The 12,618-nt window shown below is 34.7% G+C and carries 6 protein-coding genes and 1 other annotated feature (1 of these 7 running past the window's edge); of the genes, 5 read left to right on the top strand and 1 reads right to left on the bottom strand.

Going from position 1 to position 12,618, the window contains the following annotated elements:
* Positions 1 to 117: a sequence feature (ribosomal protein L10 leader region), on the top strand; it begins 22 nt to the left of the window's first position.
* A gap of 12 nt (positions 118 to 129) precedes the next feature.
* The 4 genes from rplJ to AA81_RS02645 all read left to right on the top strand — a co-directional run bounded on the left by rplJ (position 130) and on the right by AA81_RS02645 (position 9,789).
* Entirely contained in the window at positions 130 to 666 is a 537-nt protein-coding gene (gene rplJ / locus AA81_RS02660; RefSeq protein ID WP_103076281.1) for a 50S ribosomal protein L10, read from the top strand.
* Positions 667 to 684: 18 nt separating this feature from the next.
* Positions 685 to 1,071, top strand: coding sequence for a 50S ribosomal protein L7/L12 (rplL, locus tag AA81_RS02655; RefSeq protein ID WP_103898105.1), 387 nt, complete (start codon positions 685 to 687; stop codon positions 1,069 to 1,071).
* A gap of 149 nt (positions 1,072 to 1,220) precedes the next feature.
* Positions 1,221 to 4,784 (top strand): DNA-directed RNA polymerase subunit beta, encoded by a 3,564-nt coding sequence (rpoB, locus tag AA81_RS02650; protein ID WP_103898104.1) that lies wholly within the window; start codon positions 1,221 to 1,223, stop codon positions 4,782 to 4,784.
* Positions 4,785 to 4,857: 73 nt separating this feature from the next.
* Positions 4,858 to 9,789: a DNA-directed RNA polymerase subunit beta' gene (locus tag AA81_RS02645; protein WP_103898103.1), complete on the top strand. Its 4,932-nt coding sequence runs from the start codon at positions 4,858 to 4,860 to the stop codon at positions 9,787 to 9,789.
* 68 nt (positions 9,790 to 9,857) lie between these two features.
* Here the strand turns inward: AA81_RS02645 and fliD are convergent, their stop codons facing one another.
* On the bottom strand, positions 9,858 to 11,363 hold the full coding sequence (gene fliD, locus AA81_RS02640; protein WP_103898102.1) for a flagellar filament capping protein FliD: 1,506 nt from the start codon (positions 11,361 to 11,363) through the stop codon (positions 9,858 to 9,860).
* 270 nt (positions 11,364 to 11,633) lie between these two features.
* Here fliD and trpS point away from each other — a divergent pair, with 270 nt between their 5' ends.
* Positions 11,634 to 12,611, top strand: coding sequence for a tryptophan--tRNA ligase (trpS, locus tag AA81_RS02635; RefSeq protein WP_103898101.1), 978 nt, complete (start codon positions 11,634 to 11,636; stop codon positions 12,609 to 12,611).
* Positions 12,612 to 12,618 lie beyond the last annotated feature (7 nt).

Raw genomic sequence — 12,618 nt, 5'->3', positions numbered from 1 at the left:
AGAAAGTAGGTCTTTAATAGGTTAAAGAGGCGAAAACTCGCCTACCGAGGTACGCGGATAAAGGAATAATTATTGTTCCTTGTAGCCGCTGCCTGTTGCGGCTTTTTTTATTTAAGGAGGTGTTATTTTTTGTTAACTAAAGAACGCAAAAAGTCTTTAATAGACAACTTTATTGGTTCCTTGGAGTCTTCCCCTATTATTTTATTTATTGATTTTACTGGGATGTCAGTGGCAGAAACTAGCGACTTCAGAATAGAACTGTATAAAAACTTTGGAAAGGACGTAGTTTACACCGTCTATCGAACTTCTTTGTTAAAAACAGCTGTCAAATTAGCTGGTAAGGAATTAGAAGACTTTGAAAAATTTTTTGAAGGTAGTACAGGAGTTATACACGCTGAAGAAGCAGATCCCATTGAAGTGTTAAAAGTAGTAAAGAAATTTTCCGATTCTCATAGTAATAAACCTTTTATTAAAGGTGGAATTTTGGAAGGAAAGATTTTTGATGCAGTCCAAGCAGAAGAGTATGCCAAACTACCGTCAAAACAGGAACTTTACGCTACTATTGTTAGGTCTCTTAATAATCCTATTTCTGGTTTGGTAAACGCTTTAACTGATAATTTAAGAAAACTAGTGTATGTGTTTAACGCTATTAAGGAGAAAAAATAAGTTTGGAGGTGTAGGAAAATGACAAAAGAGGAACTTATCAACGAAATTAAAAATATGACCGTGGGAGAACTGGCTGAATTAGTAAAAGCGCTCGAGGATGAATTTGGAGTTTCTGCAGCAGCTCCCGTAATGGCGGCAGTACCTGGTGCAGCAGGTGCTTCAACAGCACAACAAGAAGAGGAAAAAACAGATTTTGATGTTGTCTTAAAAAGTTTTGGAGACAAAAAGATTGGTGTAATAAAAGTAGTAAGAGAAATCACAAATTTAGGATTAAAAGAAGCTAAAGATCTCGTAGAAAAAGCTGGAACTCCAGATGCAGTTATAAAAGAAGGTGTTCCAAAGGAAGAAGCCGAAGAAATTAAGAAAAAGCTTGAAGAAGCAGGAGCCGAAGTAGAATTAAAATAAGTCGAATTTGAAATTAAGTTGAAGCCTTTTTTTAACCTTTTCTTCATGCAAAAAAGTTATAATTGAATTCGCATTGGACATTTTGTCTAATGCGATTTTTTGCTTGTTTTTAACCAATATTATTTTGACTAAATGCCGAGGTGGTTCCTATGAATACGGTCACGCGAGAAGTGGGGAAAAGAGAAAGAAAGTTTTTTGGGAAAGTTCCAGAAAAATTTGAAATATATGAGGATTTAGTGAAAATTCAAAAAGATTCTTTTAGGGATTTCTTAAATAACAAGGTTATGGAAAGCATAAAAAGATATATGCCCATAAAGATACCTGTTAAAACAAGTGGCAAGAAAAACAAAGAGTTTTTGATTGATTTTGTAGATATAAAGTTTGAAGACCCTTCTTTTAGCGAGAGTGAATGTAGAGACAAAGGCTTAACGTACGCAGGTAAAGCTTATTTAAAAGTTAGAATAACGGATTCAGCAACAGGTGAAATGATCGAAAAAGATGATATATTTTTGTGTAACATACCTTATATGACTGATAGAGGTATATTTATTGTCAATGGGGCAGAAAGGGTAATAGTTAACCAACTCGTTAGATCTCCTGGAGTGTATTTCATAAAAGAAGAAGAGACAGATACTTCTAAAGAAATGTTTATAGCACACTTTTTACCGATAAAAGGTGCTTGGTTGGAGATACTTTACAATCCTAATCCAGGTAAAGAGGTTCTTCAAGTTAGAATAGACAGAAAAAGAAAATTCAATTTTTTTCTTTTTTTAAGGGCATTGGGATACGAAAATGATTTGGATATATTACGATTATTTCCAAAAGAAATTGATTTAGAAGATGAAGTTGAACTGTCAAATTATAGTAATTGTACTGTATTGTCGGATTTATCGTTTAAAGAATTAGATAATATGGATCCCCCAAGAAGAACAGTATACGGCATGAAGCTTCATGAAGTATTGGAATTGTTGAAAAAATATGAAATTAAAACTGTAACAGTGGCACATTTAGTTGCAGAAATAACGTTAGAAAAGATGAAAAAAAGATACGAAAAAGAAGAAAGTTTAACTTCTATGGAAGCTTACAAAGAAATTTTTTCAAAATTAAAACCTACAGAAATTCCTAGAGCTCAAAAGGCTAAAGATGAAATAGAAGATATGTACTTCAATCCTGAAAAATTCGATTTTTCTCAGATTGGAAGACAGAAAATTCAGGTGAAATTGAGAAAGGCTTATATTGATTATCTACGAGAGGTTGAAAAAAAGGACATTTCTGAAGATATGGAAGATAAAATAAAATATCCAGTTAAAACCTTTGCGGTTGATAAGTTAGACATCATCTTATCCGCAAGGTATTTACTGAATGTTAAAGAAAATACTGAAGGGCTTGATACAAGAGACCATCTGGGCAACAAGAGAGTGAGATCAGTTGGAGAACTTATGCAAATTGAATTTGAAAGAGCTTTTTCTAAAATGATTCAGCATGCTCCAGAAAAAGTTGCAGGCGTTCAATCGATTAACAAAATAAGTCCTCAAACCCTGATAAATTCAAGGGCAATAATGACTGCTTTTCATCAATTTTTTGCATCTAGTCAATTATCACAATTCTTAGATCAAGTTAATCCTTTAGCTGAGCTAACCCATAAGAGAAGGTTATCGGCAATAGGTCCTGGAGGTTTGAAAAGAGAACATGCGAAATTTGAGGTCAGGGACGTTCACCATTCTCATTATGGAAGGATGTGCCCCATAGAGACTCCTGAAGGCGCGAATATTGGATTAATTACTTCTATGGCAATTCTAGCTAAAGTTGATGAATTTGGCTTTTTGAAAACTCCTTATTATAAAGTAAAACATGCAAAAGTTGATTTAAACAATATAGTATATTTGACTGCCGATGAAGAAGAACTTTATAAAATTGCCCCTGCTTCTGCCGAAATTGGAGAAGATGGGTCTTTGATGGAAGAGTATGTCGAAGCTAGATATTTAGGAAAGGTGAGTTTATTTCACAAAGATGAGATTGAATATATATCAGTCACCCCAAAACAGATCGCCTCTGTATCAGCTGCCCTTATTCCATTTTTAGAGCATGATGATGCAAACAGAGCTTTAATGGGGTCAAATATGCAAAGGCAGGCTGTTCCTCTTCTTAGGCCCCAAGCTCCTTATGTAGGTACAGGAGTAGAATGGCTAGCGGCAAGAGACTCGGGTTATTTGATTATGGCAAATCATAAAGGTATGGTTGATTATGTAGATGGAAGAAAGATTGTAATTATTAGATTGGATGAGGAGAATAATATCCTAAAAGATGCCAATGGTGAGCCCTTAAAAGATGAATACACTTTATTAAAATATGTTAGATCTAATCAAGACATGTGTATAAACCAGGTTCCTATTGTTAACGTTGGAGATATTGTAGAAAAAGGGGAACCCATAGCGGATGGTCCATCCATGGACATGGGAGAGTTGGCTCTTGGACGTAATGTTTTCATTGGATTTCTTCCATGGGAAGGATACAATTTTGAAGACGCCATGGTGGTTAGTCAAGAATTGTTAGAAAACGATACTTTTACATCGATACATATAGAAGTTTTTGAAACAAAAGCTATGGATACTCAGTTAGGTCCAGAAGAAATAACTTCAGATATTCCAAATGTTAAAAAAGAACTTTTAAGAAATTTGGATGAAGAGGGAATAGTTAAAATTGGTTCTTACGTATCTTCTGGAGATATCCTAGTAGGAAAAGTAACTCCGAGAGGGGAATCAGATACCACTCCCGAAGAAAAGCTCATTAAATCAGTGTTTGGGGATAAGGGTAGAGACATTAAAGATACATCTTTAACGGTTCCTCACGGAATAGAAGGAAGGGTCATAGACGTTCAAATTTTCGATCGTAAAGATATTCCTTCTTTGGAAATTGGTGTAAATAAATACGTCAAAGTTTTCGTAGCAACAAAAAAGACACTACAAGTTGGAGATAAATTAGCAGGTAGGCACGGGAACAAAGGAGTAATTTCGACCATTTTGAATAAAGAAGACATGCCATTTCTACCAGATGGAACACCTTTACAAATGTTACTTTCACCTTTAGGAGTTCCTTCAAGGATGAATATTGGACAAGTTTTGGAACTTCACTTAGGATGGCTTTCGATGTTAACAAACGACTATTATGCTACACCAATTTTTGATGGAGCAACTGAATCTGAAATCATGGATGAGTTATCTAAAGTAAGAAAAGAACACGATTTATATTTAGGTGATGATACTGATCATCCTAACGGGAAAATTGTTCTTAGAGATGGTCGAACAGGTGAGCCTTTTGATTTTCCAGTCTCGGTAGGTTCAATGTATATGTTGAAATTATCCCATATAGCAAAAGATAAAATTCATGCAAGATCAACCGGTCCATACTCTTTAATTCATCAACAACCATTAGGTGGCAAAGCTCATTTTGGTGGACAAAGATTTGGAGAAATGGAGGTATGGGCTCTTGAGGCTCATGGAGCTGCTCATACCCTCAACGAAATGTTAACCTATAAATCCGATGATATTAAAGGTAGAAATGAAGTTTACAAAGCGATATTAAAAGGGGAAAATCTTCCCGAACCAGGGATTCCTGAAAGTTTTAAAGTTTTAACAAAAGAATTACAAGGACTAATGTTAGATATAAAGCTTTACGATGAAGATGGAAACGAATTAGACGTCGATAGACTCTAATTAATAAATTGAATCTAAGTTTCAACGTTGACGGAGAGTAAAATAAAAATTTACCCTCAAGGAGGGATTTCAATTGGCAAATGTTTCTTCCTTTCAAAGAAAGATTGCTAAAATAAAAATAGGTATAGCTTCTCCCCAAAGTATATTGGAAGCATCAAATGGTGAAGTTAAAAAACCCGAAACTTTAAATCACAGAACAGGCAAACCTGAAAAAGACGGTTTATTCTGCGAAAAAATATTTGGTCCTGTAAAAGATTATGAATGTGCCTGTGGTAAGTATAAGGGGAAAAAGTATGAAGGAACAGTATGTGAAAGATGTGGTGTAAAGGTTGAATCCAAAGAAGCTCGGAGAAGAAAGATAGGTCATATAGAATTGGCAACACCTATTTCTCACATTTGGTATTTAAAGTCTTCTCCATCTATTCTTTCTATCTTACTAAACATTGGTGTGAAAGATTTAGAAAATATCATTTACTATGGGTCAAAAAGAGTTATTGAAAGAGCTTATTTAACGCTTCCTGGCCCTGAAAATGAAAATTTGGGATATTTACCTGGAGAAATATTGTATCAACGAGAGTATGAAATATACGCTGAATATTTAGATTTAAGGGTAGAACCTGCTGTAAAAATAGTATCAGTTAAGGGTATGCCCATAGCCGATATAAGTGGGAAGGTAGAAATAAAATCTGAATTAACACAAACCGAAAGAGAATTGAATTGGATAATAATCAGAGATGATACAGGAGTTGAAAGAAAATATCCTGTCTTTGAAGGTTCATCAATAATGGTGGAGAATGGACAAGAAGTTGAGAAAGGAACGCCTTTAGCAGATAGATTTTTGTTCGAAGAAGATTATCTTACTCAGCAGGAATATTCTTTATTCTTAGAATATTATCCTGGTTCCATAGAAGTCGAAAGAGATATTGAGCGGGATACACCAATTGTGGTTATCACAGACATAGATAAAAGATTTGCAAAGAGAATAGGCAAAAAAACCGGAGATATCTTACTCGAAGACGAAGCAAGAGCCTATGAAGAAGTAATGAAGATACTAAACTCAAAGATTAAAGAAGAAAGAGAAAGAGTAATTGACAAAGAATTGATATCGGAAATCGAATTTTCTGAAAAGAAATTTGAAAAAGGTACAAAGATTACCCAAGATGTATTAAACGAGCTTCAAGAATTTGGGGTAAAAGATTTAGTTGCAAAGGAAGAAGACGGGACAGAAAAGATATTTCAAATAAATAGATATGAAAAATTCGAAAATGGTTATGGTGCTGAAGCCATTCAAAAACTGTTGAAAAGGATCGATCTTGAAGTATTAAAAGCACGATTGGAATCCGAATTAGAAAAATTGGATAGAAAAAGTCAGAAAAGTGTAAAAATATTAAGAAGACTGAAACTAGTTAAGGATTTTATCAAATCTGGTAATCAACCTGAATGGCTAATTTCAAATATCATACCCGTTATACCACCCGATCTGAGACCTTTGATACAAATTGAAGGTGGAAGGTTTGCCGCAACAGATTTAAATGACTTATATAGAAAGGTAATAAATAGAAACAACCGTTTAAGAAAGTTATTAGAAATGGAAGCACCGGAAATTATCGTAAGAAACGAAAAAAGGATACTCCAACAAGCTGTGGATTCACTTTTCTACAATGGTCGTGTTGGTAAACCAATGACCGATAGAAATAGAAGACCATTAAGATCACTCACAGATTTATTAAAAGGTAAAAAAGGAAGATTTAGAAGGAATCTTTTAGGTAAAAGGGTTGATTACTCTGGTAGAGCTGTAATCGCTGTTGGACCTGATCTTAAGATTCATGAATGTGGATTACCAAAAAAAATGGCCTTAGAGCTATTTAAACCTTTCGTTCTTGCAGAGTTGTTAAGAGATTCAAACGTGGCAAGTAAAAGTGCCAGAAAATTCAAAAAAACTATAATAGAAAAGGAAATGCCTGAGGCTTGGGAAGTTTTGGAAGAGGTTATAAAAGGGCATCCTGTTCTCTTAAATAGGGCACCTACTCTGCACAGGGTATCTATTCAAGCTTTCATTCCAAAACTAATAGAAGGAAACGCAATAAGGTTGCATCCGTTGGTTTGTCCGCCGTTTAACGCTGATTTTGACGGTGATCAAATGGCGATACATATTCCCCTTTCCAATATAGCCCAAGCAGAATCAAAATTTCTAATGTTATCAAGATATAATATTATCTCGCCTGCGAACGGCAAACCATTGTCTATGCCAGGAAAAGATATAATTGCTGGTGCATATTATTTAACCATGCATGAAGATGAGAAGTTCGAAAATCTAAAGGTACCTACCAAAGTTTCTGAATTGGGAGAGAATGGATATGTAAGACACATATTCTCTGAAGATTTAGAAGCTACATACGCTTACGAATACTTAAAAATAGTGGATTCAGATATATATCTTCAAGATGGGGAATTGATATGGAAAAAGTCTAATTTACCCCTTCATGAACCAGTTGCATTTAGATATAAAGATGGTAGTATCCTTAAAACGACTATCGGAAAAATAATTTTTAACAAAGAAGTGCCTGAAGACCTAAGAAATTACGCACAAAAGATGGACAAAAAGAATCTAAAAGAGCTGATATTTAACACTTTTGAAAAACATGGAATAGATAGGACTGCGGATCTTTTAGATAGTATTAAAGATTTTGGTTTTCATTATTCAACATTATCCGGATTAACCATTTCTATACGTGATGTATTAGTTTCTCCAAAAAGAGAAGAATTAATAGAAGAATCTAAGGAAGAAGTTCTCAAAATTGAATCACTCTATGAAGAAGGTTATTTGACGGATAATGAAAGATACAAAGAAATCATTAAGATTTGGGAAAACGCTACTGCCAAGGTTACAGAAGAAACAGCGAATACATATAGAAAATACACATTCAATCCAATTTGGATGATGATCGAATCTGGTGCCAGGGGTAACATAGATCAATTGAAACAATTGGCTGGTATGAGAGGATTGATGGCTGATCCATCGGGTAAAATAATTGAAGTTCCTATCACTTCAAACTTTAAAAACGGATTATCAGAATTAGAATTTTTTACTTCAACACACGGATCAAGAAAAGGATCAGCTGATACAGCTTTAAGAACATCAACAGCAGGTTATTTAACTAGAAGACTCGTAGACGTTGCACAAAGCATAACGATCACAGAAGATGATTGTGGAACAGACAAAGGTATTGAGGCAAGAGAACTTTGGGCTGACGATTCAAAAATTGAAAATCTTTCAGACTTCTTATTTGGTAGAGTTTTAGCTAAAGATGTTTTGGATCCGGAAACAAAGGAAGTAATTTATAATCCCGAAGCAGATAAAAAATATGAAAAAGGAATAATCTTAAAAGAAAAAGATGCACAATTCTTGGCAAATTATGTAAAAGAGATTCCTGTATCGAAGGAAAAAACGATAAAAATTGAAGATATGCCAAAAGATTCATACTTAGAATCATTAGAAGATGTACAAGTAGAAGGTAAGGTATTAATCAAAAAAGGTGAAGAAATCGCAGAAGAAGCCATAGAAGAAGCATTCTTACACGGGATACAAACTTTGAATGTTAAAGAATATAATGCAGTAGATTATGTTTACTCCGGAGAAGATCTTAAAGTTGAAATTGATGGAAAGACTGTGACTTTGCTTAAATATCAAGAAAGAATAGACTTAAAGGTTTCCAAAGTCCTCGAAAAACACGGAATAAAAACTGTTACTGTTAGACCATCTATTTTCATTAGATCACCTCTTACTTGTGAGTCTGAAAATGGTCTTTGTGCAAAATGTTATGGAATGGACCTTTCGAACTATAAATTAGTCAACATAGGAGAAGCTGTAGGAATAATTGCTGCACAATCTATAGGTGAACCAGGAACGCAATTAACCATGAGGACCTTCCATACGGGAGGTATAGCTACCACTTCGGATATAACCCAAGGTCTACCCAGAGCCGAAGAATTGTTTGAAGCAAGAAAAAAGACAAAAGGGCCTGAAGGGGAGTTCTCGAAGATAAAAGGTATAGTAAGAGCTATCGAGCGAGATACTGAAAATAAAAGAGGAAGAAGATTAAAAATAATAATAGAAAATTCAGATGGTGAATTGGAAAGTTATGAAGCTGACTATAGGACAAAAGCGGTTGTAGAAGAAGGAGATAAAGTATTACCGGGTCAAAGGTTAACAACGGGAAATATAAAACCTAGAAAAATACTTAAGGAATTAGGAGTAAGCGCTTTGGCAAATTATTTGCTGAGTGAAATAAAGAAAATATATGCTGAACAAGGTGTGGACATTCATGATAAACACTTTGAAATAATAATTAGACAGATGATCAACAAAGTAGAGATTATAGACGGTGGCGATACAGATTTCATGCCGGGAGATTTAGTAAGTTATGGTAAAGTGCAGAAAATTAACGAGGAAATATTGGAAGAAAACTCCTATATAACAGAAAACAGAGAATTAGTTGTTGGTAAAAAGTTGGCAAAGAGGGTTATAATTCCTGCCGAGGATGAAGAAGAGGAAGAAGATAAGATCTTTGAACAAGGAACAGAGATCACCCAAGAAATTTTAAATCAAATTATCGAAACAAACATTAAAGAGATTGAAGTCTACGAAGAATATAAAGAGATCACAACTGAAGATGGGAAAACTCATCTAGTAGGTACATCCAAAAAATATCTTATAAATCCTAAAGATACGATAAAATTCGAACGTAGGTTGTTAAGAATCACAAAGGCTTCTTTAGAAAGGGAAGGATGGCTTTCAGCCGCTTCATTCCAGCAAACTGTACAAATACTAACAGAGGCAGCTATAGAAGGTAAAGTAGATAGGTTGAAAGGATTAAAAGAAAACGTCATAGTAGGCCAACCTATCCCAGCAGGAACGGGTTTGAAGTTGTACGCCGATCAAAATTACGAAGTTGTTCAACCTGAAAAAGAAGCTGAAGCTACACAAGAAAAATCTGTTGGGTAAAGAGATAAAAATAGATTAAATAAAATAACCGGTACTGTTTTTAAGAACAGTACCGGTTATTGTTTTATCTATTTGTTAGAAAAAGCATTTTGTATGTACATTCCTTGTGCGTTCAATTGTTGGATAGCTTGCTCCATAGCTGAGAACTGTGCATAATATTGTGCTTCTTTTCTTTGAAGTCTATCTAATAGGTTGGTCATTTCATCCGCTAGCCGTCGCATCTCGTTACCTATGGTGCCGTTTGTTCCGGCAATTTGATCTATATAGCCATTGAACTTAGTTACTTCATACAGATAATTCTGCACGGATTGAGCATATCCATATTCTTTATTAGTTGTATCGTTTGTTGCGAACAACTTCCAAACATCTTCGGAATTAGTTTTCAAAGCCTCTCTAAGTTTATCTTCATCCACGCTCAATAAGCCTTTCATTGTATTTTCATAACCAGCACCTAAATCTCCTGAGGTTATTCCAATATCAAAAAGAGTATTATATTGGGAACCAGATTGTTCTACATCTACAGGTGAGTAAACCATATTTCTTAAATTATAAAATATTTTCTCTAGGTTATTATCTCCTTTTAGCATCCCTTTCATATAGTCTTCTTCTGTCATCTCTTCTGTAGGCTTATCGGTAACTTGATCTTCATGCAATAAATCGTACACATAAGTAATCGTTTCGTTGTACTTATCGACAAATTCTTTTATATTTTCAACACTCTTATCTATATCTTGTTCAATAGAAACTTTTACGTAGCTACTAGAGGTTGATTTTAAATCGATTGTTGTACCGAAAACGTTCAAAGTGTTTTCTGTTAGGCCGTCATAAGTGGTGATAGTTGTATTTCCATCAAAAGACAATTCAACTTCTCCAAAACTTCCCGAGATCATAACGGTATTATCATCGCCCGAGTCGGGTGTCCCATTTAACTTAAGATTTTTAATTAGTTCTGTACCATTAGGATTCACACCGGAGGCACTGATATCAACATCCCCATTTTCTTTGTTGACAATGAAAAATTTACCGTTCGCATCATCAAATTTTGCTTCTACTCCCAACGTTGAAGCGTTTATTTTGTCTATAAGGTTTTGAATTGTTTCACTGTCTGAAACGGTTATAGTATCTGAATCACTTCCTTTTGTGATTGTGAAAGTTGAATCACCTGTTGCACCTGTAACCTCTCCTATCGTTGAACTTTTTGTAATCGTTGAATCAATGTTCTGACCCAAAAGAACGGTAGGAGAAGCCAAAGAATTAACTTTCAAGTAAAAAGTTGAATTATCAGCATCTGCAGGAGCTGTAGCAGTTAATACACTTTCGTCAGAAGAGGTGGCACTTTTTGGGATCAAATTACTCTTCAATTTGAAAGTGATCAGATAATCATAAAAATCCTCCAACTTATTGTCTACTTCCATCCAAAGTTTTTGTTTGTAGGTAAGAGTATCAAATTTTTCTTGAGCTCTATTTAAAGGTTGTTGCTCTACTTCCATTAATTTTTGGACCATTGCTTGTGTGTCCATTCCCGAAACGGCGCCAGTTAATTGAAAAGCACCAACATAAGGATTACTATCCATCGTTTTCACTTCCTTTGTATTCTTTCCTACCTAATTCATTATCGACTTATCTTAAGAAAACTTTAACGACTAATTTGGTCATACTATTGATTCATTTAATTTGTTCTTCTATAAGGTTGAGGTATCCTAAAGGAAATAGAAGAAAACATACAGCATACCCTAGAAATTATAAAAAGAATAACTCCTTTATATAATTTTAAAGCGCTTAACAGCAAATCTATGCTATAATAATTAAGAACAGCAAAATTTTTTGATAAACGGAGGTAAGAAATGACCGTTCTAAGTGGAATGAGAGCTACTGGTAAATTACACATAGGAAACTTTGTAACTTTAGAAAATTGGGTAGAGATTCAAAATAAATCAGACAAAAATTTTTTCTTCGTTGCCGATTGGCATGCTTTGACCTCTCATTATGACACACCTGAGATAATACAACCTTCTACATTTGATATAATCAGGCATTATGTAGCGGTAGGGTTGGATCCTAAGAAAAGCGTTTTATTTGTTCAATCAGCCATAAAAGAACACGCGGAACTTTATTTAATTTTTAGTATGATAGCCTCTGTTTCACGACTAGAAAGAATACCAACCTATAAAGAACAAATAAGTAACATATCCACTAAGGATTTAACTAACTTAGGATTTTTAGGGTATCCTGTTTTACAAGCTGCAGATATTTTGATATATAAAGGGGATAGAGTACCGGTTGGGGAAGATCAAATCTACCATTTAGAATTTACGCGAGAAATCGCAAGAAAGTTTAATTTGAAGTACAAAGAAATATTTCCTGAACCACAACCGATCATTTCCAAAGTGCCGAAACTACCCGGCACAGATGGAAGGAAGATGTCTAAGAGCTATGGGAACGTTATAAACATAGAAACTAACGAGAAAGAGTTGAAAGAGAAAATTCTACCCATGATGACCGATCCAGCAAGGATAAGAAGAACAGATCCTGGAAATCCTGAAAAATGCCCCGTCTGGGATTACCATAAGGCATTCACTAAATCCCAAGATGAAAAAGATTGGGTATGGAATGGTTGCACCACAGCTGGGATCGGGTGTGTTGACTGTAAAAAGTTGTTGATCAAAAACATGAAAGAAAGACTTGAACCAGTTTGGGATAAATTAGCTTCTACTTCTGTGGAAGATGCAATAGAAATAGCGGAAGATGGGAACGAAAAGGCAAGAAAGGTTGCCAGCCAAACTATGCAAGAGGTTAGAGAGGCTTTACATTTAAGGTGGTAAGGAGGAT

Source organism: Petrotoga halophila DSM 16923 (assembly GCF_002924615.1).
The sequence above is the reverse complement of the archived record's forward strand: the minus strand, read 5'-3'. Positions and strand labels throughout refer to the sequence as shown.

Coding starts and splice junctions, on each gene's coding strand:
- rpoB (WP_103898104.1), top strand. CDS start 1,221: ATGAATACGGTCACGCGAGAAGTGGGGAAAAGAGAAAGAAAGTTTTTT.
- trpS (WP_103898101.1), top strand. CDS start 11,634: ATGACCGTTCTAAGTGGAATGAGAGCTACTGGTAAATTACACATAGGA.
- fliD (WP_103898102.1), bottom strand. CDS start 11,363: ATGGATAGTAATCCTTATGTTGGTGCTTTTCAATTAACTGGCGCCGTT.
- rplL (WP_103898105.1), top strand. CDS start 685: ATGACAAAAGAGGAACTTATCAACGAAATTAAAAATATGACCGTGGGA.